This window comes from Uliginosibacterium sp. 31-12 (assembly GCF_030548425.1).
In the GTDB taxonomy this organism is placed as follows: domain Bacteria; phylum Pseudomonadota; class Gammaproteobacteria; order Burkholderiales; family Rhodocyclaceae; genus Uliginosibacterium; species Uliginosibacterium aquaticum.
Map to the genome: position 1 here is coordinate 41,656 of NZ_JAUOOA010000010.1, position 24,627 is coordinate 66,282.

The 24,627-nt window shown below is 62.8% G+C and carries 19 protein-coding genes; 14 read left to right on the forward strand and 5 right to left on the reverse strand.

Annotated elements, in window-relative coordinates; genetic code table 11:
- Positions 1 to 4: 4 nt before the first annotated feature.
- Positions 5 to 937: a ribosome biogenesis GTPase YlqF gene (gene ylqF, locus Q3Y64_RS16955; protein WP_101942898.1), complete on the reverse strand. Its 933-nt coding sequence runs from the start codon at positions 935 to 937 to the stop codon at positions 5 to 7.
- Positions 938 to 1,030: 93 nt separating this feature from the next.
- Between ylqF and yccS the strand changes: the two genes are divergently transcribed.
- Genes yccS through recQ form a run of 4 tightly spaced genes read left to right on the forward strand, consistent with a single transcriptional unit; the run spans position 1,031 to position 7,811 of the window.
- Positions 1,031 to 3,208, forward strand: a complete 2,178-nt coding sequence (gene yccS / locus Q3Y64_RS16960) for a YccS family putative transporter (protein ID WP_303563635.1) — start codon at positions 1,031 to 1,033, stop codon at positions 3,206 to 3,208.
- A gap of 48 nt (positions 3,209 to 3,256) precedes the next feature.
- Entirely contained in the window at positions 3,257 to 4,870 is a 1,614-nt protein-coding gene (locus tag Q3Y64_RS16965; protein WP_303563637.1) for an NAD(P)/FAD-dependent oxidoreductase, read from the forward strand.
- A complete protein-coding gene (locus tag Q3Y64_RS16970; RefSeq protein ID WP_303563641.1) occupies positions 4,867 to 5,994 on the forward strand; it encodes a class I SAM-dependent methyltransferase in 1,128 nt (375 codons plus the stop codon). The genes Q3Y64_RS16965 and Q3Y64_RS16970 overlap by 4 nt, the downstream gene beginning before the upstream one ends.
- Positions 5,991 to 7,811 carry a DNA helicase RecQ gene (gene recQ / locus Q3Y64_RS16975; RefSeq protein WP_303563644.1) on the forward strand — a complete coding sequence of 607 codons (1,821 nt, stop codon included), beginning with the start codon at positions 5,991 to 5,993 and terminating at the stop codon, positions 7,809 to 7,811. The genes Q3Y64_RS16970 and recQ overlap by 4 nt, the downstream gene beginning before the upstream one ends.
- A gap of 103 nt (positions 7,812 to 7,914) precedes the next feature.
- On the opposite strand, the gene Q3Y64_RS16980 is transcribed toward recQ, so the two are convergent.
- Positions 7,915 to 8,397: a YaiI/YqxD family protein gene (locus Q3Y64_RS16980; protein WP_101942906.1), complete on the reverse strand. Its 483-nt coding sequence runs from the start codon at positions 8,395 to 8,397 to the stop codon at positions 7,915 to 7,917.
- Complete coding sequence (locus tag Q3Y64_RS16985; protein WP_303563647.1) at positions 8,394 to 9,281, reverse strand: LysR family transcriptional regulator; 888 nt, start codon at positions 9,279 to 9,281, stop codon at positions 8,394 to 8,396. Before Q3Y64_RS16985 ends, Q3Y64_RS16980 begins: the two co-directional genes overlap by 4 nt.
- 207 nt (positions 9,282 to 9,488) lie before the next feature.
- Here Q3Y64_RS16985 and Q3Y64_RS16990 point away from each other — a divergent pair, with 207 nt between their 5' ends.
- From Q3Y64_RS16990 to Q3Y64_RS17020, 7 genes are all read left to right on the forward strand, one after another.
- Positions 9,489 to 9,800, forward strand: coding sequence for a DUF485 domain-containing protein (locus tag Q3Y64_RS16990; RefSeq protein ID WP_101942910.1), 312 nt, complete (start codon positions 9,489 to 9,491; stop codon positions 9,798 to 9,800).
- Positions 9,797 to 11,452 carry a cation acetate symporter gene (locus tag Q3Y64_RS16995; protein ID WP_368506664.1) on the forward strand — a complete coding sequence of 552 codons (1,656 nt, stop codon included), beginning with the start codon at positions 9,797 to 9,799 and terminating at the stop codon, positions 11,450 to 11,452. The genes Q3Y64_RS16990 and Q3Y64_RS16995 overlap by 4 nt, the downstream gene beginning before the upstream one ends.
- A gap of 79 nt (positions 11,453 to 11,531) precedes the next feature.
- Positions 11,532 to 13,340: a putative nucleotidyltransferase substrate binding domain-containing protein gene (locus tag Q3Y64_RS17000; RefSeq protein WP_101942913.1), complete on the forward strand. Its 1,809-nt coding sequence runs from the start codon at positions 11,532 to 11,534 to the stop codon at positions 13,338 to 13,340.
- Complete coding sequence (locus Q3Y64_RS17005) at positions 13,337 to 13,966, forward strand: 3'-5' exonuclease (RefSeq protein ID WP_303563650.1); 630 nt, start codon at positions 13,337 to 13,339, stop codon at positions 13,964 to 13,966. Before Q3Y64_RS17000 ends, Q3Y64_RS17005 begins: the two co-directional genes overlap by 4 nt.
- A 143-nt stretch (positions 13,967 to 14,109) precedes the next feature.
- The gene (locus Q3Y64_RS17010; RefSeq protein WP_101942916.1) at positions 14,110 to 14,655 is read left to right on the forward strand and encodes a YgjV family protein; all 546 of its coding nucleotides are present in this window, start codon (positions 14,110 to 14,112) and stop codon (positions 14,653 to 14,655) included.
- On the forward strand, positions 14,652 to 14,873 hold the full coding sequence (locus Q3Y64_RS17015; protein ID WP_303563652.1) for a hypothetical protein: 222 nt from the start codon (positions 14,652 to 14,654) through the stop codon (positions 14,871 to 14,873). The genes Q3Y64_RS17010 and Q3Y64_RS17015 overlap by 4 nt, the downstream gene beginning before the upstream one ends.
- A 94-nt stretch (positions 14,874 to 14,967) precedes the next feature.
- Positions 14,968 to 15,717 carry a trypsin-like peptidase domain-containing protein gene (locus tag Q3Y64_RS17020; RefSeq protein WP_303563654.1) on the forward strand — a complete coding sequence of 250 codons (750 nt, stop codon included), beginning with the start codon at positions 14,968 to 14,970 and terminating at the stop codon, positions 15,715 to 15,717.
- 87 nt (positions 15,718 to 15,804) lie between these two features.
- Here Q3Y64_RS17020 and acs read toward each other — a convergent pair whose 3' ends face one another.
- A complete protein-coding gene (gene acs, locus Q3Y64_RS17025) occupies positions 15,805 to 17,787 on the reverse strand; it encodes an acetate--CoA ligase (protein ID WP_303563656.1) in 1,983 nt (660 codons plus the stop codon).
- A 101-nt stretch (positions 17,788 to 17,888) separates the two neighbouring features.
- Positions 17,889 to 20,573, reverse strand: a complete 2,685-nt coding sequence (locus Q3Y64_RS17030) for an HAD-IC family P-type ATPase (protein WP_303563658.1) — start codon at positions 20,571 to 20,573, stop codon at positions 17,889 to 17,891.
- 225 nt (positions 20,574 to 20,798) lie between these two features.
- Between Q3Y64_RS17030 and Q3Y64_RS17035 the strand changes: the two genes are divergently transcribed.
- From Q3Y64_RS17035 to Q3Y64_RS17045, 3 genes are all read left to right on the forward strand, one after another.
- On the forward strand, positions 20,799 to 21,407 hold the full coding sequence (locus Q3Y64_RS17035) for a GPR1/FUN34/YaaH family transporter (protein ID WP_101942923.1): 609 nt from the start codon (positions 20,799 to 20,801) through the stop codon (positions 21,405 to 21,407).
- Between the two features lie 167 nt (positions 21,408 to 21,574).
- Positions 21,575 to 21,817 (forward strand): hypothetical protein, encoded by a 243-nt coding sequence (locus tag Q3Y64_RS17040; RefSeq protein WP_303563661.1) that lies wholly within the window; start codon positions 21,575 to 21,577, stop codon positions 21,815 to 21,817.
- Between the two features lie 99 nt (positions 21,818 to 21,916).
- Positions 21,917 to 24,619, forward strand: coding sequence for a bifunctional acetyl coenzyme A synthetase (ADP forming), alpha domain/GNAT family N-acetyltransferase (locus tag Q3Y64_RS17045; RefSeq protein WP_303563663.1), 2,703 nt, complete (start codon positions 21,917 to 21,919; stop codon positions 24,617 to 24,619).
- Positions 24,620 to 24,627 lie beyond the last annotated feature (8 nt).

Sequence of the window (24,627 nt, forward strand, 5' to 3'; positions counted from 1 at the left end):
CGACTCAATCCTCGAGCTCTTCCTCAGCCGCATCCGGCTTGGCCCGGTCATCTGGCAGCGCCAACGCTTTGAGACGCTGATGCTCGGCGATCATCGCCAACCGGGTTTCCGGCGTTTCCAGCGTGATACGCCCGAGACGCCCGTCGCGGTAATCCTGTAGCAGGGTCAGCGCGGCTTTTTCCAGATCCAGCCCACCGCCCTTGATGCGAAAACCACGCCGCTTGCCGATGGCTTCCACCACCGCCACGCCATCCATGCCCTTCACGTCAAAACCATAGCGCTCGACAAGGTTCTGTGAATAGCGCGCCAGCAGCACGTCCGCCAGGAACCCCGCCACCTCCTCATCGATCACCGCATTGCGGCCAATCGCGTGGCTGGCAGCAAGCATGTAGCCGTCGCTGTCGAACTCAATCTTGGGCCACATCATGCCGGGCGTATCAACCAGGGTGTGACGGATATCGATATCGGCACGTACCTGATTCTTGGTCACCGCCGGCTCGTCGCCCACGGCCGAAAGCTTGCGCCCGAGCAGCGCATTCATCAGGGTGGATTTGCCGACGTTCGGAATCCCCATGATCATCATGCGCAGCGGCTTTACGTTGTCGTTGCGGTGTGGTGCCAGCGGCCGGCACAGGCCGGGCACACGCGCCACGTCGGAGGCCTTCTTGCAGGACAAAGCGACCGCCTTGACGCCCGCTTGCTGGTTGAAATACTCCAGCCAGGCCGCCGTCACAACAGGGTCCGCCAGATCGGCCTTATTCAGGATCTTCAGGCAGGGGCGCTGACGATGCTGGCGCAACTGCGTGATCATGGGGTTGCAACTGGCCTGCGGCAGGCGTGCGTCGAGCACCTCGATGATCACATCGATGTTCTCCATGGCGTCGGCCGCCTTCTTACGCGCCGAGGTCATGTGTCCGGGAAACCACTGGATAGCCATATGCCGCTTATTTGATGCAAAGGGTGGAATTGTCCCACGCCTGCCCTTAGGCTGTCGCGTAGAAACAGGAAGCCACCTTTTTTGCTGCCCTCCATGCAAACCTCATTTTTCGAACTCTGGCGCCAGTTCTGGGCGCATGACAAGACCAGCGACAGCGTAAAGGTGGCGCTCGCCCTGGGCGGCGTGGTCTGGCTATGCCTGGCACTCGACCGGCCGGAATGGCTGATCGGCCCCATCCTCGGAGTGATCGCCGCCGCCTTGGCCGAAACCGAAGATCGCCCGCTGGGCCGCCTGCTGGCGGTACTCGTCACCCTCTCCTGCTTTGCCGCCACAGCCTTTTCGGTTCGCCTGCTGTTTGCCTGGCCCTGGCTTTTCGTATGCGGGTTGCTGCTCTCTACATTCGGCTTTGTGATGCTGGGCGCGATCAGCGAACGCTACGCGCGGGTCGCCAGCGCTTCACTGATTCTGGGCATTTACGCCATGCTCAGCGCCAGCCGGCCCGGACAGGAGCTGGCGCCGATCTGGCATGAGCCGCTGCAACTGCTTGCCGGCGCAGCCTGGTACGAAGGGATTTCTCTGGTATGGGTGCTGGCTTTCGCGGCGCGCCCAGCCCGCCAGATCCTCGCCTCAGTCTATCTAGGGCTGGCCAGTTACCTGGCCTTGAAAGCCAAACTGCTGGAGCCGATTCCCGGCCGTCACCCGGACGCCCTGCGCCTGGCACTGGCCGAACACAACAGCCTGCTGGTGCAGCGCATGAACCGGGCCCGTCAGGTGCTACTGGGCTGGATGAAGGATGGCCAGCCGCGTCCGCGCAGTGCGCGCTTTCTGAAATGGTATTTCCTGGCGCAAGACATCCACGAGCGCGCCAGTTCCTCTCACCAGAGCTACACCGAGCTTTCCCGGGTATTTGCACGCAGCGACATCCTCTTCCGCTGTGCCCACCTGATGAGCCTGCAGGGCGAGGCCTGCGCCAAGCTGGCCCGCGCCATCGCGCTGGACAAGTACTTCAACTACGGCCGCGACAGCCTGCCAGCCCTCGATGAGCTCGGCGCCGCCCTGCGCCATGTACAAGCCAGCACCGAGACCGACTGGCGCCGCAACGCCGATCCGGTGGCCGATCTCACCCGAAATCTGACCACCATCGACCGCCAGCTCTCCAACGCCGGCAATCCCGACGCTTTGCTGCAGACGGACGACACCACCCTGCGCGACAGCAATCCGGCCAGCCTGCGCGAAGCGCTACAGCGCATCCGCATGCAGTTCACCCCGAAGTCCGGCCGTTTCCGCCATGGCTTGCGCCTGAGCCTGGCGCTGGCCGCCGGTTACGGCCTGCTGCATCTCTTGAACCTGCCGCAGGGTTACTGGGTGATGCTGACGACCGTATTCGTGCTGCAACCCACTTACAGCGACACCTGGAAGCGCCTCGGCCAGCGTGTGAGCGGCACCATGCTGGGGCTGGTCGGCGGCTGGGCCTTTCTGCACATTTTCCCGCAGGACGAGGCCCAGCTCGGGCTGGCCGTCGTCTCCGGCGTGGCCTTCTTCTTCTGGCGTGCAGACCGCTACATGCTGGCCACCGCCAGCATCACGGTACTGGTGCTACTGTGCTTTAACCAGCTCGGCAGCAGCTATGCGCTGATCTGGCCGCGCCTGCTCGACACCGTGCTCGGCGCGCTACTGGCCGGTGGTGCAGTCGCCCTGATCCTGCCGGACTGGCAAGGCCGGCGCCTGCATCTGGCGATGAGCAAGACCCTCGCACGCTCCAGTACTTATCTGAATGAAGTCCTCGCCCAGTACAACAGCGGCAAGGACGATCACCTCGGCTACCGCATCGCCCGGCGCGATGCCCACAACGCCGACGCCGAACTCTCGCTGACCCTCTCAGCGATGCTCGGCGAGCCCGACCAGCACCGCCTCACGCCGGAGCAGGCTTTCCATTTCCTCACCTCCAGCCACACCCTGCTCGCTTACATATCGGCGCTTGGGGCTCACCGCGAGAAGATCAGCCAATGGCAGCACGGCCAACTGGTGGCCGAAGCGGGTCGTCAGGCTTGCGATTGCTTAGCGCGCCTGGCGACAGCCTTTGAGCAACGCCAGGTCGTGACGGCAGAAGCGCTGCCACTCCCGTCCCTGACGGAACTGGACGAAATCCCGTCAGACACCCCGCCACAGGAGCGTCGCATCATCCGCCAGCTGGCTCTGGTCAGCCATCTGCTGCCGGAACTGGCCGCCGTGTCGGCAAACATGTGGGGAGAGAGCGGCGCGAGCAGGTAAAATGGCGCTCTCCGTTTTGCCCTCCTGAATAGTCATCAGGCCCCTGCCATGCTCCGTCTGCACGAAATCAGGCTGCCCCTCGATCACACTGAGGCCGCCCTGCCCGCCGCCATCCTTGAGCGTCTGGATATCCCCGCCAGCGATCTCCTCTCCTTCAAGGTCTACAAACGCAGCCCGGATGCGCGCAAGAAGAGCGCCATCCTGCTGAGCTACTCGGTGGACGTCGAGCTTGCCGACGAAGCAGCAATCCTCACGCGTTTCGCGGGCAAATCCCACATCGGGCCGACGCCCGACATGGCCTACAAGTTCGTCGGGCAGGCACCCGCGAATCTCGGCGAACGCCCGGTGATCATCGGTTTCGGCCCCTGCGGCATCCTCGCCGCGCTGGTCCTCGCGCAAATGGGTTTTCGCCCCATCGTGCTGGAGCGTGGCAAGGCGGTGCGCGAGCGCACGCAAGACACCTGGGGCCTGTGGCGCAAGCAGAAGCTGAATCCTGAATCGAATGTGCAGTTCGGCGAAGGCGGCGCCGGCACCTTCTCGGATGGCAAGCTCTACAGCCAGATCAAGGACCCACGTTTCCTCACCCGCAAGGTGCTGGATGAATTCGTGAAAGCCGGTGCACCCGAAGAAATTCAGTGGATCAACCGCCCGCATATCGGCACCTTCCGCCTCGTCGGTATGGTCGAGAAGATGCGCGCCGAGATCATCGCGCTGGGCGGCGAGATCCGTTTCGAAGCCAAGGTGGAAGACATCGCCGTCGAAAATGGACAGGTCACAGGCGTGACCGTGAATGGCAAGTTCATCCCCTCGCGTCATGTGGTGCTGGCTGTCGGCCACAGCGCCCGTGACACCTTCCAGATGGTGCATCAGCGTGGCATCTACGTTGAAGCCAAGCCCTTCGCCATCGGTTTTCGTATCGAACATCCGCAGAGCCTGATCGACGAATGCCGCTTCGGCAGTTTTGCCGGTCACGAACTGCTTGGCGCGGCAGACTACAAACTGGTGCATCACGCCAAGAACGGCCGCGCCGTGTATTCCTTCTGCATGTGCCCGGGCGGCACGGTTGTGGCCGCCACTTCCGAAGAAGGCCGCGTAGTCACCAACGGCATGAGCCAATACTCACGCAACGAGCGCAATGCCAATGCCGGCCTCGTCGTGAATGTGAATCCGGAAGACTTTGGTGCCACACCTGAGAACCCGCTGGCCGGCATGGACTTCCAGCGCCACTGGGAATCGCGCGCCTTCGAGCTGGGCGGGCGCAACTACTTCGCGCCAGCGCAATTGGTCGGTGATTTTCTGGCCCGCCGCCCATCCACACAACTTGGCAGCGTCGAGCCCTCCTACAAACCCGGGGTTATGCCGACTGATCTTGCCACCGCCCTGCCGGACTACGTGATCGAAGCCATGCGCGAAGCCATCCCGGCCATGGCCCGCCAGATCCGTGGCTACGACCTGCCCGATGCTGTGCTCACCGGCGTGGAAACGCGCACCTCCTCGCCAATCCGCATCAAGCGCGGAGCGGATTATCAGAGCATCAATACGCGCGGACTCTATCCGGGCGGCGAAGGTGCCGGCTACGCTGGCGGCATCATGTCGGCCGCCGTGGATGGCATCGAGCTGGCCGAAGCTGTGGCGCTGGATATTCTGGCGCAGCAGGCATGAACGCCAACCTGACATGGCAAGAAGCGGACAGCGAACGCACGGCGCGCTGGCAATCCGAAGCCGCAGCCACGCTTCCCACCGAACTGCGCCTGATTGACGACACCCTGCCCGCCGCCGAAGCCTGGCGCCTCGTGCAGGCCGGTATTAGCCTGTTGTGGCGTGGCGACTGGCAGAACGCCCGCCACTTGCTGCAAGCCATGAGCCGCCGTGCGGACAAGCAGCAAAGCCGCCCCGGCAAAGCCCCCGCCACCGCGCTCGAAGCCTTCCGCCAGCACCGTGCTGCGCAAGCGGCGCGTGCTCAAGCCTTGGCGCGCCTCTTGATCGAAGTCGACGCCACTCACGCTATTCAGGCCCGCCGTGCGCAAGATGTGGCACAAGCCTGCCTGGAAGCCTACGGCCCGGTCGACACCAGCTACGTGGTATCGCTGCGCGAATTGCTGGGCGTGGTCAGCGCGCACGAATGGCGCAAGAAGGGTGTGCAGGTGCCAGAACTGGGGGAGAACATCCACGCTCACTACGGCGTGTTCTCTCCGCTGCGCGGCGAGTATCTGGATCTGATCGCCAAAGCACCCCTGCCGGGCAAAAGCACCGCCTTCGATATCGGCACCGGCTCTGGTGTGATCGCCGCCCTGCTCGCCAAACGCGGTGTAGCCCAGATCATCGCTACCGACATGGCGCCGCGCGCGCTGGCCTGCGCGGCCGACAATCTGCAGCGCCTCGGCCTCACGAATCAGGTGGAGCTGCTGCAGGCCGACCTGTTCCCACCCGGCCAGGCCAAGCTGATCGTATGCAACCCGCCCTGGCTGCCGGAAACGCCGACCTCGCCGGTTGAAGCTGCCGTGTACGACCCCGATAGCCGCATGCTGCGCGGTTTTCTCGCCGGCCTGCCCGCGCATCTCGCACCCGGCGGCGAAGCCTGGCTGATCATTTCGGACATTGCCGAGTTGCTCGGCCTGCGGACTCGCGACGAACTGCTCGGCTGGATACAGGACGCCGGCCTGCGCGTGGTCAATCGCCTCGACACCCGCCCGCAGCACCCCAAGGCGATGGACGCGAACGACCCGTTGCATGCAGCCCGCTCACGTGAAGTCACCTCTCTCTGGCGTCTCGCCAATGCATCATGAATTCGCCTGAAATTCTCGATCCCGCGCTCCACACCCTGCGCCACACCTTCGGCTACCCGGCTTTCCGCGGCGAGCAGGCGGCCATCGTCGGGCATGTGCAAGGCGGTGGCGACGCACTGGTGTTGATGCCCACCGGCGGCGGCAAGTCGCTGTGCTACCAGATTCCCTCGCTGCTGCGTGAGGGCTGCGGCATCGTCGTCTCGCCCCTGATCGCCCTGATGCAAGATCAGGTTCAGGCCTTGTGCCAGCTGGGTGTGCGCGCCGCCTTCCTGAACTCCACGCTGGAAGCTTCCGAGGCCAGCGCCATCGAGCGTCAGCTGCTGGCCGGCGAACTGGATCTGCTCTACGTTGCCCCTGAACGCCTGCTCAATCCGCGCTGCCAGGGACTCATCGAGTCCTCGCGCATCGCCTTGTTTGCGATTGACGAGGCGCACTGCGTCTCGCAATGGGGCCACGACTTCCGCCCCGAGTATCGCCAGCTCACCATCCTGCACGAGCGCTTCCCAGACATCCCGCGCATTGCGCTGACCGCCACGGCAGACGCGGCCACCCGCGCCGAGATCATCGAACGCCTGGCGCTGGAAGAAGCGCGCGTCTTCGTCTCCAGCTTCGACCGCCCCAACATCCGCTACACCGTGGTGGAGAAGGACAATCCGCGCAAACAGCTGCTGAAATTCATCCGCACCCACCACGAGGGGGATGCCGGCATCGTGTATTGCCTGTCGCGCAAGAAGGTCGAGGAAACAGCCGCCTGGCTGCGCACCGAGGGCATCTCTGCCCTGCCCTATCACGCCGGCCTAGACGCGGCCGTGCGTGCCGATCACCAGACCCGCTTCGTGCGCGGCGATGGCATCGTGATGTGCGCCACCGTGGCCTTCGGCATGGGTATCGACAAGCCGGATGTGCGCTTCGTGGCCCACCTCGACCTGCCCAAGTCACTCGAAGCCTACTATCAGGAAACCGGCCGTGCGGGCCGTGATGGCCTGCCGTCGAACGCCTGGATGGCCTACGGCCTGCAGGACATGGTGCTGCAGCGCGAAATGATCGAGCAGTCGCAAGCGCCGGATGAAGTCAAACGCGTCGAGCGGAGAAAACTCGAAGCGCTACTGGGCTACTCGGAAGCCCCGGCCTGCCGCCGCGAAGTGCTGCTGCGTTACTTCGGCGAAGAATCCACGCCCTGCGGCAACTGCGACATGTGCATCACGCCGCCGGAGACCTTTGATGCCTCGTTGCCGGCGCAGCAAGCCCTGTCCACCATCTACCGCAGCGGCCAGCGCTACGGGGCGGCGCACATCATCGACATCCTGATGGGCAAGTCCGTCGCCAAGATCACCGAGCGTGGTCACGACAAGCTCAGCACCTTCGGCATCGGCAAGGCACTGCCCGAAGCGCAGTGGAACTCGCTGCTGCGCCAGTTTGTCGCTCAGGGTCTGCTCGGCGTGAATGAGTTCGGCGGCCTGATGCTGCTGGACGCCTGCCGGCCCGTGTTGCGCGGCGAAGCAAGCTTCATGGCCAAACGCGTGCGTGCCGCTGCCCCCAAGGCCGCCACCAGCGTACGCCGCGAGATGGAGTTCGAATCGGACGAAGCACGCACCCTGTGGGCCGCATTGAGACAGTGCCGACGCGATCTGGCCGAAGAGCAGAACGTACCGGCCTACATGATCTTCGGCGATGCCACACTCAAGCAGATGCTCGACAAGCGCCCGATGAGCCTCGACGAAATGTACGAGCTTTCGGGCGTGGGCGACCGCAAGCTGGATGCCTACGGCATGCAGTTTCTGGAAGTGGTTCAGAACCACCAGCGCAAGCACGCTTGAAGGGGGCTGTAAAAGCGGCTTCTGGCCGAAAGCTCGATGTAGCCAGGATGCAGCGCAGCGAAATCCGGGAGCCCGTCCCGGATTCCATTTCATTCCATCCAGGCTACGCAAACTTGGCCAGCAAGCGATCCAGCTGATTGGCAAAGGCCTGCCGATCGGCCTGGCTGAAGGCGGCCGGGCCGCCAGTCTGCACGCCACTGCTGCGCAGGCTTTCCATGAAATCGCGCATCGACAGGCTCTCGCGAATATTGGCGGCGGTGTATAGCTCGCCACGCGGGTTGATGGCACTCGCGCCACGCTCGATCACCTGCGCCGCCAGCGGGATATCCGCCGTCACCACCAGATCGCCCGGCAGCACCTGGGCGGCGATGTAGTTGTCGGCCACATCAAAGCCTGAAGGCACCTGCACGGCACGGATATGCAGTGAGGGCGGCGTGCGCAACATCTGGTTGGCGACCAGAATGGTTTCGAGCTGTTTGCGGGTGGCGGCGCGGAAGATGATTTCCTTGATCACCACCGGGCAGGCATCGGCATCCACCCACAGGCGCGGCCGGGTCTTGCCGGTTTCGCTTATGCCCGCACTCATGGCAAATCCCAGATCGTCTTGAGCGAATCACGCAAGCCCATCAGCAGTGGATCCCCCTCGCGCTCGGAGGGGTAGATGAACTGCAAAGGCGCGCGGCTGACGACTTCACCGCCACGCCACAATACAAACGCACCATCCGCCGCAAAGCGCCTGGCAGTGCGCTCGGCCAGCAATGCGAGGCCCAGCCCGTTCTTGATGAGTTCGGCGAGCGTCGCCTCATCATCGAATTCCCCCACCACCCTTGGATGGATGTTGTGCTGACGCCAGAGTTCGGCGGTCATGGTGGCGATCGTCGAGCGCGGCGACACGCCCAACCAGGGCGTATTGTTCATTTGCTGCCAGTCAGCATGAGCCAGGGCATCGGCCAACTCAGAGGGAATCGCCACGCAGAAGCCCAGTTCGGCCAGGGTGATCGCAGACATGCCGGAAAAACTGTCCCGGCCCAGAAAGAATCCGCAATCAAGGTTATTGCGGCGGATCTCGCCCAGCAGATCGCGCGACAGCCCAAGGCGCGTATGCACTTCCAGCAAAGGATGGCGCCGCTGTACATCTCGTAGCCACTGGCCAAGACGCAGGCGCGCCGGCACGATCAGGGTACCGATTCGGACCCTTCCGCGCAGCTCGCCTTCCATGCTTTTCGCGTGGTCAATCAGGGCGCGCGCATCGCTCAACACACGCTCGGCATCGACCAGCAAGCGGCTGCCGGCATCGGTGAGCTGCACGCCGCTGGCTACCCGATCGAACAGACTTACCCCAAGCTCTTCCTCCAGGGCCTTGATCTGTGCGGTAACGGCTGGCTGCGAGAGATGCAGCAGTTCGGCAGCCTGGGTCAGATGCCCCTGACGGGCAACGACCTGGAAGCTGCGCAGCTGATAAAGTTCCATGACATTCCGATAATGGTTAACACCTAGCCGGGACTTTTGCCCGAATGGTCGGAGCACCCTGAAAACCCTTGCTCTGCAAGCTTTTCAGATTGTGCATCGCTGTGAATGATATCGCCTATCAGGAATAGTCATTAGCCACAAAGACCATGACTTGAATAGAGTCTGCGCAACCCGACTGTTAGCCGGGCCCATCATCGGAGGAGAGACATGACTTCACCCACGATCGAACGGATACAAAATAATCCGAAGTTCATTGCCATGGTTCACACCAAACGTGTGTTCTCGTGGTCCCTGTCCATCATCATGCTGGCCATCTACTGCGCCTTCATCCTGATCATCGGTTTCAAAAAGGAGCTCTTCGGCACGCCGCTCGGCCCGGACACTGTCATCACCTGGGGCATCCCGGTCGGCGTCGGCGTGATCCTGTCGGCCTTCGTACTGACCGGCATCTACGTGCGCCGAGCCAATACCGAGTTTGACCAGCTGACCCGCGAAGTGGTCGAGGAGGCACAGCAATGAAGCGTCTTTCCATTTTCCTCATGAGCCTGCTGGCAAGCCTGCCAGTGTGGGCTGCAGATGCCATTGGTGGCGCGGTTGAGCAGCGCTCCCTGAACATACACGCCATCGTGATGTTCTTCATCTTCGTTGGCGCCACGCTCTACATCACATACTGGGCCGCCAAGCGCACCCGCTCAGCGAAAGATTTCTATGCTGCCGGCGGTGGCATCACCGGCTTTCAGAACGGGCTGGCCATTGCGGGCGACTACATGTCCGCCGCATCCTTCCTTGGCATCTCGGCGCTGGTGTACGGCTCCGGCTATGACGGCCTGATCTACTCGATCGGCTTTCTGGTGGGCTGGCCACTGATCACCTTTCTGGTGGCCGAGCGCCTGCGCAACCTGGGCAAATACACCTTTGCCGACGTAGCCTCCTATCGCCTGCAGCAAGGCCCTGTGCGCTCCTTCTCGGCAGTGGGCACCCTGGTTACGGTGGCGCTCTACCTGATCGCCCAGATGGTCGGTGCCGGCAAGCTGATCCAGCTGCTCTTCGGCATGGATTACGCCTCGGCCGTGGTCATGGTCGGCATCCTGATGGTGCTCTACGTGATGTTCGGCGGCATGCTGGCCACCACCTGGGTGCAGATCATCAAGGCGGTGTTGCTGCTCTCCGGCGCCACCTTCATGGCCTTCATGGTGCTCAAGCTCTCAGGCTTCAGCCTTGAAACCATGTTCAAGACAGCGATCGACGCGCATCCCAAGCACACGGCCATCATGTCGCCGGGCGGGCTGGTCTCCAACCCGATCGATGCCATCTCGCTGGGCATCGGCCTCATGTTCGGCACCGCCGGCCTGCCACACATCCTGATGCGCTTCTTCACCGTGGCAGACGCCAAGGAAGCCCGCAAATCCGTGTTCTTTGCCACCGGCTTCATCGGCTACTTCTACATCCTGACCTTCATCATCGGCTTCGGCGCCATCATGCTGGTGCTGAACCAGCCGCAATACACCGACGCCAAGGGCCTGATCGGTGGCAACAACATGGCGGCCATCCATCTGGCCAACGCGGTGGGCGGTGACTTGTTCCTGGGCTTCATCTCGGCCGTGGCTTTCGCCACCATCCTCGCGGTGGTATCGGGTCTGACGCTCTCCGGCGCCTCGGCGGTATCGCACGATCTGTATGCCAGCGTGTGGCGCCATGGTCGCAGCACTGAAGCACAGGAAATCCGCGTCTCCAAGATGGCCACCGTCGCATTGGGCATCGTCGCGATCTTCCTGGGCATTGCCTTCGAGAAACAGAACATCGCCTACATGGTCGGTCTGGCTTTCTCGATTGCCGCTTCGGCCAACTTCCCGGTACTGTTCCTGTCCATGTTCTGGAAAGGCCTGACCACCCGCGGAGCAGTGCTTGGCGGCCTGATCGGCCTGATCTCGGCCGTCGCGCTGATCGTGCTGGGGCCGACGGTGTGGGTGGATGTGCTGAAAAACAAGGAAGCCATCTTTGCCTACAAGAACCCCGCCCTGTTCTCGATGACCGCAGCCTTCTTCTTCACCTGGCTGTTCTCGGTGATGGACAACAGCGAATCGGCCAACAAGGAACGCGCAGCCTTCCTGCCCCAGTTCATCCGTTCAATGACCGGCGTGGGTGCCGAAGGCGCGACCAGCAAGCACTGATTTCCTCCCGCAGCAACTTGCCCCGGGCCTCGGCCCGGGGTTTTTCATTGTGCCGGACAACATCCGAAGGCGAACCTGAGTGACCACCCCATTCGACTTCAACCACGCTCCGTTTGACTGCCTCAGCCCCGCTGAGCGCCAGCGCCTCGCCGAGTGTGTCGATGTCGCCTATTTCCCGAAAAATGCCTGTCTGCACGAAGCCAACAGCCTAGTCGACACACTCTATGTGGTAATCAAGGGCCTGATTTCCGAACACGGCGAGGGTGAGATCCTCGGCTACTACGGTCCGCAGGACATCTTCGATGCCCGCGCCATGCTCAGCGGCCGCGCCCAGCACCGCTTGCTGGCGGTGGAAGACACCTTGGTGTTCTGCTTGCCACGCGAGCAGGTGCTCGATCTCACTCAGCGCAACCCGGTTTTTGGAGCCTTCTTCTACCAGGACGTGGCGGCACGCTTCGCAGTATTGGCCAATCGCCCGCTACAGGGACAACTACAGTCCATGCTGATGAGCAAGGTGGACGCAGCCTACCTCTCCAAAGCCCTGTGGGTAGAGGCTCAAGAGCCGGTGCTGGCCGCAGCCAAACTAATGCAGAAGCACCACGCCACCTGCGTACTGGTTCAGGGCGAAAAAGAGGCGGGCATCTTCACACGCTCGGATCTGCGTGATTTCGTGATCAGCGAAGCCCCTGCTGCCAGTACCCCGGTCGGCCCGCTGGCGCGCAGCCCGCTGCTCACCATCGAAGCTGAGGCCTATCTGTATCACGCTCAGTTGCTGATGGCTACGCACACCATCCAGCGCCTGGTCGTCACCCGCAAGGGCGAGATCATCGGCATCCTTGAGCAGGTCGAGTTGCTTTCCTTCCTCTCCAACCAGTCCCACATCGTGCTGGCCCAGATCGAGCGCGCCGAATCCATCGTCGAGCTGATGGCGGCTAATCGCGGCATGGAAGAGCTGGTTGCGCTGCTTCATCGCAACGGCGTGAAAGTCAGCCAGATCGCCGATCTTCTGAGCGAGTTGCGCCGCCACCTGCTCGGCCGTGTATTCACGCTGCTGGCGCCGCCTGAAATGCTGGCACACACCTGTCTGCTGGTACTGGGCTCGGAAGGGCGCGGCGAGCAGATACTCAAGACCGATCAGGACAACGCACTGCTCATCGAGGACGGCTTCGAGCACCCCGATCTTGCCGCCATCTGCGAGCGCTTCACCCAGACCCTGCTGGCCTTCGGCTACCCACCTTGCCCTGGCGGCATCATGCTGAACCAGCCGGACTGGTGCTGCGGGGTCAGCGAGATGCGCAGCCGCCTGCTCGGCTGGATTCGCAGCGCCAGCGCCGAGAACGTGATGCGTCTGGCCATCTGGGCCGATGCCCGTCCGATCGCCGGCAAGGCCAGCCTGCTGGGGCCGGTACGCCTACAGGCGCTGCCGGAGCTTGACGCCCCTTTCCTCGCCCGCTTCGCCCTGCCGGTGTTGCAGTTCAACGTACCGCTGTCCCTCTTCTCACGCCTAGTACTCGATGCTGGCAGTGAACGCGACCGTCTGGACATCAAGAAGGGCGGCATTTTTCCTCTGGTGCACGGCCTGCGCAGCCTCGCCCTCGAAGCCAGCATCGAAGCATCCAACAGCCATCTGCGCATCGATGCCTTGCTGGCCTGCGGTCAGTTGCCCACCGAGCTGGCGCAGGATCTGCGCGAAACGCTCAGCTTTCTGCATGGACTACGCTTGCAGCACGGTCTCAACTCCATCGCCCAGGGCCGCGCGCCGGACAATCTGATCGAGCCCGCAGCGCTCTCCACCCTGGAACGCGATCTGCTCAAGGACGCGCTGGGGGTAGTCAAGCGTTTCCGCCAGCTTATCGAGCATCACTTCCAGTTGGCCCGCCTCGGATGAACCTGCTCAATCGCCTCAGCCGCTGGCGCGCCCGCCGCGCTCTGCGCGATCCGGCTTACGCCTTCCTCTTCACCAGGCCGCCAGCCAATGAATGGATCAGCATCGACTGCGAGACCAGCAGCCTCGATCCGCAGCAGGCCGAGATCCTGAGCATTGCCGCGGTGCCGGTGCGTGCCAACCGCATCTACCGCTCTGAAGCGCTGCGTCTGATGCTCAAACCGGAGGGCAGCATCGCGCCAGGCAGCATTCCGATCCACCAGTTGCGCGCGCAGGATCTGGCAGATGGCCTCAGCGTGGACCAGGCATTACCCCTACTACTCGAATTCATCGGTGCCCGCCCCCTGCTGGGGTATTACCTTGAATTCGATCTGGCCGTGCTCAACCGTCAGATCCAGCCGCGCCTGGGCATCCACTTGCCCAACCCGGCCATCGAAGTCTCCGGCCTTTATTACGACCGCAAGGTCACCGCTTACCGCCCTGAAGTGGACCTGCGTCTCTCCAGCATCCTGCAGGATCTGGATCTGCCGGATCTGCCACGCCACGATCCACTCAACGATGCGGTGCTCGCTGCGATGATTTTTCTCAAGCTCAGCCGCATGACTCCAGATCAAGATTCAGAATTCTGATCAAGCTCATCAGAAAATCCAATTCAGGATGGATATCTGCAGTATTCCAGTCAACCAGTTGACTGCAAGATAACCCGGCAGCGCCTCGACCAGCCCGCCCGTGCCGGCGTAAAGTAACCACCCGCGCAGCACAGTCCGCCTCCATGCTTACCGAAGTCCTTTCCCCCGCCCAGCTAGTCGGCTATGTGGCTTTCATCCTCGGCGTTGCATCCTTCCTGCAGAAGAGTGATCGCCACTTCAAGCTCTACATGTTCGGTGAGTGCATCGCCTACGTGATCCACTTCTGGCTGCTCGGCAATCCCACCGCCATGGCCAGCTCAAGCATCTCGGCGATCCGTTCAGCGCTCTCGCTCTACACCCGTTCGATCTGGGTAGCGATCACAGTGGTAATCGTGAATCTGGCACTGGGCATCACCCTGGTCCAGCACTGGTGGAATTGGTTTCCGCTGATCGCATCCTGCGTCGGCACACTTGCCCTGTTCCTGCTTCACGGCGTGCGCATGCGCGTAGTGATGCTGCTGGGCACGCTGCTATGGGTGGCCAACAACATCATCTCCGGTTCGATTGGCGGCACTGCGCTGGAAATAGTGATCCTGGCGGTGAACAGCCACACGATCTGGCGCATGCGACGCGATGCACGCCTTGCGCAGGCCTCCGAAGCGCACGCACACAAGGAAATCACGCCATGAGCAGCGCGTGGGGCTGCCCGCACGACGTGAACGGCGTCTGTCAGCGCGTTCAGGGCGCCGTCTGTTCGCCAGGCATGCGCGGCTGCGAACTCGAAGGCAAGGTACGCTTCGCCAATCCGGAGCTGAATGCCCCACGCAAGCCACAACGCGCCGAGCTCGGCCCTGCTCCCGATGCCCCCATCTCTCCCGCCAAAGGCCGTCGGCGCCTGCCTTTCTGAGTTTCCCGTATCTGCAAGGCGTTCATAGCGACGATTCGTTCTGGCAAGCGGCGCGAGCCGGCGTATGCTGCTCATCCCTCCTCCGAAGCCGTGAGTGCAAGTCACTCCTGCCATGATCGAAGCCCTCCTGCTCACAACCACCCGCATCGTCACCTACTACGGCGCGCAATCCCTGACCAACGCCAGCGGCTTCTTCTTCGCTCGCGGCGAACGCCTGTTCCTGGTCACCAGCCGCCATGTGATGTTCGACGAACCCAGCAAGCACAACCCGGATCGGCTGGTCATCGAGCTGCATACCGATCCGCACAACATGGCCAGTTCCACAGGTTTCTCGATTCCGCTCTATCGTCACGGGAAGAGTCTGTGGCGCCAGGGCAGCGACGGCTCCGGTGAAATCGATGTCGCCATTATCGAAATCGAACGCACCGCCTTGCCTGCGGGCAGCGTCATTGCCACCTTCGGGCCAGAGAGTCTGGTCACGCCAGTAGACCAGATCGAAGCCGGTGAATCGATTCTGATCCTGGGTTTTCCGCTGGGCTTTCACGACGACTTCCATCACCTGCCGGTCGTGCGCCAGGCGGGCATCGCCTCTTCTTTCGGCATGCGCTTTCAGGGCGAGGGCTACTTTCTCACTGATGCCCGCACCCATCGCGGCGGCAGCGGCGCACCGGTCGTCAAACGCCGGGCCGCAACGCTTTGCACGCAGGGGCAGCTGCCGTGGGTCCTGCTGGGCATCCATTCGGCCCGCCTCGATGTGGGCGGCCGTGATCTGAAGCTGGATGAAGCGCTGGGTCTTAACTGCGCCTGGTACGCCGATATCCTGCTGACCCTCACTGCCGACTGAACCACGCCCCAGCCCTCCGGCGCCCGCGCAAGAAAAAGGGCTGTGGCGTCTGAAGCCACAGCCCCTCAGGTCTGCTGCAGAAACGGCTCAGGCCGAGTGCCTGAGTTGTTCCAGAATGGCGGGGTTTTCCAGGGTCGACACATCCTGGGTAATTTCCTCACCCTTGGCGAGAGCCCTGAGCAGGCGCCGCATGATCTTGCCGGAGCGAGTCTTGGGCAGGTTGTCACCGAAACGGATGTCTTTCGGCTTGGCGATCGGCCCGATTTCCTTGGCCACCCAGTCCTGCAGAGCCTTGGTCATGGCCTTCGCCGCATCGCCACTGGGCCGCGCCTGCTTGAGCACCACGAAAGCACAGATGGCTTCGCCAGTGAGCTCATCCGGCCGCCCGACCACAGCAGCTTCGGCCACCAGCGGGTTGGCCACCAGCGCCGACTCGATTTCCATGGTGCCCATGCGGTGGCCGGACACATTCAGCACATCGTCGATGCGGCCCATGATGGTGAAATTGCCGGTCTTGGCGTCGCGCATCGCACCGTCGCCGGCCAGATACAGGCGCCCGCCCAGGTCATCCGGGTAGTAGCTCTTCTTGAAACGCTCCGGATCGCCGTAAATGTTGCGGATCATCGACGGCCAGGGTTTCTTGACGACCAAGAAGCCGCCCTTGCCCCACTCCACGTCATGCCCGGTCTCATCCACGATGGCAGCCTGGATACCCGGGAACGGCAGGGTGCAGGAGCCCGGCACCAGCGGCGTGACACCCGGCAGCGGCGTGATCATGTGGCCGCCGGTTTCTGTCTGCCAGAAGGTGTCCATGATCGGGCAACGCGAACCGCCGATCTGTTCGTAGTACCACATCCAGGCTTCCGGATTGATCGGCTCGCCGACCGAGCCCAAGAGGCGCAGCGAATCGAGCTTGTAATTGCGCGGCGCGACCTTCGGATCGACTTCGGAGGCCTTGATCAGCGCCCGGATCGCCGTCGGCGCGGTATAGAAAACGCTGACCTTGTGTGCCTCGATGGTCTGCCAGAAGCGCCCGGCATCCGGATAAGTCGGCACGCCTTCGAACACGATCTGCGTCGCACCGCAGGCCAGCGGGCCGTACGCAATATAGGTGTGGCCTGTCACCCAGCCAATATCGGCGGTACACCAGAAGGTATCCTGCGGCTGGATGTCGAAAGTCCACTTCATGGTCAGAATGGCATGCAGCAGATAGCCGCCACTGGAGTGCTGCACGCCTTTCGGCTTGCCGGTGGAGCCGGAGGTGTAGAGCAGGAACAGCGGATGCTCGGCGCCCACCCACTCCGGCTCGCATTCAGCGGGCTGTTTGGCAATCAGTTCGTCCAGATAGATGTCACGCCCCTCCTGCATGGCAATCGCGGCGCCGGTACGGCGATACACAACCATGGTATGGATGCTCTCGCAGCCCCCCATGCCCAGCGCCTCATCCACCACGCTCTTGAGGCCCAGACTCTTGCCGCCACGGCACTGTTCGTCAGCCGTGATCACTGCCACCGCGCCGGCATCCGAGATACGCTCCTGCAGGCTCTTGGCCGAGAAGCCGCCGAACACCACCGAGTGGGTCGCCCCGATGCGCGCGCAGGCCTGCATGGCGGCCACCCCTTCGACCGACATCGGCATGTAGATCACCACCCGGTCACCCTTGCCAATGCCGCGTGCCTTGAGGCCATTTGCAAACTTACAGACCAGGGCATGCAGCTCACGATAGGTGACCTTGCTGGCCTTGCCGTCATCTGCTTCAAAGATGATCGCCACCTTGTCGGCATTGCCGTTCTCGAGGTTACGGTCCAGGCAGTTGTAGGAGACGTTCAGCGTGCCATCCGCAAACCAGTGATAGAACGGCGCTTCAGACTCATCCAGGCTCTGCGTGAAGGGCTTTTTCCAGCTGACGTGCTCGCGCGCCAGACGCGCCCAGTAGCCGCTGTAATCGGCTTCGGCTTCCTTGCACAAAGCCTCGTAGGCGGCCATGCCGGAGATCGTGGCGCGCGCCACTGTCTCGGCAGAAGGCGGAAAAACCCGGGTTTCCTGCATGACTGAATTGATTGTGCTCATTTTTGTCTCTCTCCTGCGGTGGGAGCCAACATGCTATGACCATGTCAAGCAATTGATAATTATCAAAAGCCCTGATGCCCGAAGGTATCCAGTAGGGGCTTTCACGTACGCCGTTCCAGCCACATCCGGAGCCCTTTCTCACCCTCCACCAGCAACAGGAGCATCAAGCCAAGCAGCAGGATGTAGCCCCAACTGGCCACCGGCAGGGCAGCCGTGCCAAACAGCAGCTGCAACATGGGCAGATAGGTGAAAGCCAGTTGCAGGCTCATCACGACCGCAATTGCGAGCCACGCCGGACGATTGCGCAACAGACTGCCCAGCACGCAATGCTCCAGATCGCCACAATTGAGAAGATAGGCCGCCTCACCCACCACGATCATGTTCACGGCCGCCGTGCGTGCCTGGGCAATACTCGCCCCTGAGGCGAGTTCAAGCTGGAACACCAGCAGGCTTGCACCGGCCATCAGAAGGGAGACCAGCAGGAGGCGCCAAAGCAGGAAGCCCGAGATCAGGGACTCGGCCGGATCACGTGGCGGGCGCTGCATGCAGGCCGCAGCGGCGGGCAGAAAGGCCAGTGAGATCGACAGGGTGATCTCGGTGAACATGTTCACCCACAGAATCTGCACCGGCGTGATCGGCATTTGCCAGCCCAGCAGCATCGCCAGCACGATGCCACCGACCTCGCCGCCGTTGGTAGGCAGGATGTAGAGGATAGCCTTGCGGATGTTTTCATAGACCGTGCGGCCCTCCTCCACGGCATGACCGATCGAAGCGAAGTTGTCATCGGTAAGCACCATGCCCGCTGCTTCGCGCGCCACCTCGGTGCCCTTCTGCCCCATCGCCACCCCCACGCTGGCACGCTTGAGGGCCGGCGCATCATTCACGCCATCTCCCGTCATCGCCACCACAGCACCGCCCGCCTGCAAAGCTTCGACCAGGCGCAGCTTGTGCGCGGGGCTGGCACGCGCGAAGACATCCACCTCATGCACCATCGCCCGGAGATCGGCATCGCTCATGGCCTCGATCTGGCTGCCGGTGAGCGTGCGCCCCGCGTCACCGCCAATTCCGAGCTGGCTGGCAATGGCCCGCGCCGTGATGGCGTGATCCCCGGTAATCATCTTCACGCGAATGCCTGCGCCATGGCAGCGTGCCAGCGAGGCACGCACCTCCTCGCGCGGCGGATCGATAATGCCCACCAACCCGAGCAGCACGAACTGACCTCCGAGCGCGTCGAGGCTCAGCTCGGCCTGCCCGGCATCCGGCACCCGCCGCGCGAGAGCCAGCACCCTCAAGCCCTCGGCAGCAAGGGCTGTTTCTTGCGCCAGCCAGTAAGCCTGGTCAAGCGGCATATCACCAGAATCGCCCCGCTGGCGGTCACAGCGCGCCAGCACGGCCTCCGGCGCGCCCTTAAGGTAAATGGCGGCATCATGCAGAGTAGCCATGTAACGATGCTCGGCTGCAAACGGAATCACATCGTGACGCGGCGCCCGTGCGGCCTCCTCAGCACGTTCCAGCCCGAGCTTGAGCGCCAGAGTACACAGTGCGCCTTCAGTCGGATCGCCCTGTAGCTGCCAGCCATCCGCGCCCTGACGAACCTGCGCGTCATTACATAGCAAGCCCGCCAGTGCCAATTCCCCCAGCACGACATAGTCACGTGGCTCGATACGCCGACCACCCACATGGATGCCTCCCTCCGGGCCATAACCGGTGCCGCCCAGTTCAAACACCTGCTCGCCGGTCGCCACGCGCAGCACCGTCATCTCGTTGCGGGTCAGGGTGCCGGTTTTGTCGGTACAGATCACACTGACCGAACCGAGCGTTTCCACTGCAGGCAAGCGCCTCACAATGGCATTACGCTTGGCCATACGCTGCACGCCAATGGCCAGAGTGATCGTCACGATGGCCGGCAGGCCCTCCGGGATCGCCGCCACTGCAATCCCCACAGCCACCATGAACATCTCGCTCCACGCATAGCCCGCGCCCCACACCCCCAGCGCAAACACCATCACCGCCAGCACGCCGATTGCCAGGGTAAGTTGCCGGCTAAAACTCGCCATACGCGTCAGCAAAGGCGTATCGATACGTTCCACGGCTGCCAGCATGGCGCTGATTTGGCCGATCTCGCTTGCCGCGCCCGTCGCCACAACCACCCCACGCCCTTGGCCGTGCACCACCAGCGTACCGGAAAAGGCCATGCATAGCCGGTCACCGGGCACAGCCTCTCGGCCAACCGGTGCCACGCTCTTCTCTACCGGCACCGCCTCCCCTGTCAGCGCAGCCTCCTCGACGCGTAAGGCTTTGACCTCAAAAAGGCGCAGATCCGCCGGCACTTTGTCGCCTTCCGCTAGCAGCACGATATCTCCCGGCACCAGTCGGGCAGCGTCCATGGGGAGTTGCTGGCCGCCTCTCAGCACGCTCGCCGTAGGAGTCAGCATCTTGCCGATTGCGGCCAATGCCGCTTCGGCTCGCCCCTCCTGAACAAAGCCGATCAGGGCATTGACGATCGTCACGCCGATAATCACAGCGGCATCCAGCACATGTCCCAACAACAAAGTGAGCACGCCGGCAGCCAGTAGAACCAGCACCAGAAGGTTATTGAACTGATCCAGAAAACGCAGCCAGGCCGGCCGCACCCGAGCCACAGGCAGAAGATTGGGGCCATAACGCTGCAAACGGAGCTCGGCTTCGCTAGCCGACAAGCCCGCCTCATCGGTATTCAGGACGGCCAGCACCTCGCTTGCCGCTCGGGCATGCCACGCTTCAGCGCGCGGCGCTTGCTGTGTCATCCTGCCTCCCAGACCAAAAACCCTGCTTTCTTTATAGGCTTTTACATTTGTTTGCGTTTTTGGCCCGGCCACTCAAAAAGCTTCCCGAAGCCTGTCCCAGCCCGGTAATCTGCGCGCCCGATAAGGACAAACCCCTAACACTTTTGATCCAGACGAAATGTTTTGACCAGCTTCGCTGGCAAGATGCGCCGTCTTTCATTCCCTGATTACTCCGGAGCCTCCCTCATGGCCGACGCCAAGCTTCACGACACCACCGCCAATCCCGCCCCGCTGGGCCTGCTCGGCTTCGGCATGACGACTGTGCTGCTGAACCTGCACAACGCCGGTCTCTTCGAGATGAACTCAATGATCCTCGCCATGGGTATCTTCTACGGCGGTATCGCCCAGGTCATTGCCGGCCTGATGGAATGGAAGAAGGGCAACACCTTCGGTACCGTGGCCTTCACCTCCTATGGCTTCTTCTGGCTGACCCTGGTCGGTCTGGTCACCTTCCCGAAGACCGGCCTGATGGACGCCACCTCCACCGGCGGTCTGGTGGCCTTCCTCGTGATGTGGGGCATCTTTACCGCGGTCCTGTTCGTCGGCACCCTGAAGCTCTCGCGCATCACCCAGCTGGTGTTCGGCTCGCTGGTTGTGCTCTTCGCTCTGCTCGCCATCGGTGACGCCACCGGCAACGAAGCCATCAAGCATCTGGCCGGCTGGGAAGGCATCCTTTGCGGCGCCTTCGCGATCTACGACGCGGCCGCCCAGATCATTAATGAAATCTACGGCCGCGACGTGCTGCCGATGGGCAAGCCCAAGGCCAAGGCCGTAGCGCTGAAGAAAGCGGCCTGAGCGACTCTGCTCCCGAAAGAAGGCGCCCCTGTCCCGTGCAGCGGCGCCTTTTTTACGCCTGCAACGCACGTCTGTAACATTTGTTTTCACCCTTCTGCGGAAGATCCCGCATTGCGGCATCCGGCGCCTGCAGCTAGCGTCAAGGCATCTACAGCCGGAGATGTGCCATGCCCGCCACCGCCATTTACTGCAAGACCCGCAAGGGCATTGAAGAAATCGCCCACCGCAGCCACCACCTGCCCGCGCGTCTGCGCAGCACCCTGATCCTCATTGATGGCCACACCCCCTGGATTGAGCTGCAGCAGCGCCTGATGCTGGGCAATGAAGCACACGCCGCCATCGAAACCCTCGTCAATGAGGGCTACATCGCCGTACTGACGAACGAACCCGTCACCGAGATGGAGATGTAGCACTCCCGAAAGGGTTATCCCGGGCGTCAGGCGCCCTGTCCATGCGGCATACTCAAGTCACTGCCCGGCCATCGCCGGAGCCTGCACGCAGGAAGCCCCGTGGACGAAAAACACTACCTCTCGCCGCTGTTCGAGCCGCGCAGTGTGGCCATCATCGGCGCCACCGAGCGCGACAACGCACTCGGTGCGATTCTCGTGCGCAACATGCTAGGGGCGGGCTTCAAGGGCGCCCTGCATGCGGTCAACCCGAAATACGACAGCGTTCAGGGCGTGCCCTGCTTCGCGCATATCGGCGACGTACCGGGCAAGGTGGACCTAGCCGTCATCGCGACTCCGGCCGGCAGCGTACCGGGACTAATCGATGAATGCGGGCGTGCCGGCGTCAAGGTCGCCGCGGTACTCTCCGCGGGCTTCGGCGAGAGCGGTACGCTGGGCGCTCAGCTGGAGGAAGACACGGTACACATCGCCCGTCAGTACGGCATGCGCGTACTCGGGCCGAACAGCCTCGGCGTCGCCCGCCCTCTGCTGGGGCTCAACGCCACCTTCGCCGGCAGCCAGCCGATTGCCGGCTCGATCGGCTTCGTTTCTCAATCCGGCGCCCTGTGCGCGGCAGTGCTCGATTACGCCCGGCCGAACCAGGTTGGCTTCTCGAATGTAATTTCACTAGGGGTTTCGGCCGAACTGGATTTCGGCGAGATCCTCGATTATCTGGTGTGGGATTTCCGCACCGAAGCAATCCTTGTCTACATCGAAGGCATTCGCGACGCGCGCCGCTTTCTCAGCGCGATCCGCGCCGCCGCCCGGGCCAAGCCGGTGATGGTGCTCAAAGTGGGTCGCCATCCGGTTGGCTCACGCGCAGCACAGGCCCACACCGGCGCGGTCACGGGTGACGATGCCGTATTCGACGCCGCCCTGCGCCGCTCCGGGGTGATCCGCCTGAACACCCTGACCCAGCTTTTTTCCGGCCTCAAAGGGCTCTTCGTGCACTTCCGGCCGCGCGGCAACCGCCTCGCCATCATTACCAATGGTGGTGGCCCGGGCGTAATGGCCGCCGACCGCGCCGGTGACCTCGGCATCGAACTGGCGCGCCTGGCACCCGATACCATCGCCCATCTGGAAGAGCTGCTACCTTCGCATTCGCGCGTCGACAACCCGATCGACCTAATCGGTGACTCCAGCCCCGAGCGCTATGCCAGCGCACTCCAGACCTTGCTGCAGGATGAGCATGTCGACGGTGTGCTGTGCCTGCTCTCACCACTCGCCATGAGTCAGCCCAGTGAAGTGGCGCGCCGCGTGGTGGAACTCGCCAAGGGCTCGGACAAGCCTATCCTCACTTGCTGGCTTGGAGATGATGCCTGCCTTGAAGCCCGCGAGATCTTTCGTCAGGCACGCATCCCTTCGCTGCGCACACCGGAAAGTGCGGTCGACCTGTTCTCCCACATCAGTTCCTACTACCGCAACCAGCAATTGCTGACCCAGGTGCCGGCCCCCCTCGAATACGAAAAAGCCCCGCTACGCGAACTCGCCCGCAGCATGATCGAGAGCGCACTCAAGGCTCACCGCACCGTACTGCGCCGCCACGAAGCCATCGCCTTGCTGGCCGCCTTCCACATCCCCGTTACCGAGTTACGCGTGGTGCACAGCCCCGCCGAAGGCATCGAAGCGGCCATGCATTTCGGCTTCCCGGTGGATATCAAACCGGATGCAGCGCTCGCGGGCACCCGCCTGCAGCACCTGGCCGGACGCCATAACCTAGCCAGTACCGTCGCCCTGCATTTGGCCTACGAAGAACTCACCAGCCAACTCAAGCAACAACTCCCCGCAGAACTCGCCGCCGGCATGTGCATTGAGCCAAGCTGGCAGAGCCCTTACACCCGCGAACTGATGCTGCGCGTGTGGCGCGATCCGGTCTTCGGGCCCGTCATCGGGATTGGCGAGCGCAGCCTGGATCCGAACTACTGGCCGGACCGTGCGGTTGGCCTGCCGCCGCTGAACGCCTTCCTCGTGCGCGATCTCCTGCACAGTACCCACGCCGAACGCATGCTCGGCGCACTCGACGGCATGCCTGCAGCCGATCTCGATGCGCTCGAACACACCCTGCTGAGAGTCTCCGACATCATCTGCGAAATGCCCTGGATCCGTTCGCTGGAAATCAACCCGCTGTGCGTGGACGATCGTGGCCTGCAGGTTGCCGACGCGCGCATAGAGATCGGCGAGCTCCCGCGCAGCGCCGGCCGTTACGACCACATGGCGATTCACCCCTACCCGAGCAATCTGATCTATCCATGGCAGCTCAAGGACGGCGCACTAATCACCATCCGCCCGATCAAACCGGAAGACGCGGAGATGAACCAGGCCTTCGTGCGCAAGCTCTCGCCAGAGACCAAATATTTCCGCTTCATGAGCGCCCTGCGCGAGCTTTCACCCTCGCTGCTCGCCAAGCTCACCCAGATCGATTACGACCGCGAACTGGCCTTCATCGCCACCCACATCACAGAGGGCAGCGAAATCCAGATCGGCGTATGCCGCTACACCACCAACCCGGATGGCTTCAGCTGCGAATTCGCCATCGTGGTGGACGACACCTACCAGCACAGCGGCCTGGGCCGCAAGCTCATGGAGGTGCTCGTCACCACAGCCTGGCAGCGTGGCCTGCAAACCATGAAGGGCGAATTCCTTGCCAACAATGAACGCATGCTGCGCTTTGTGGAACGCATCGGTTTCGTGCTGCGCAACGACCCTGAAGACAAAACCATCAAGCACGGCACGCTGGACCTTGCCAAAGCCAATCAGGCCGCCTGACAATCACC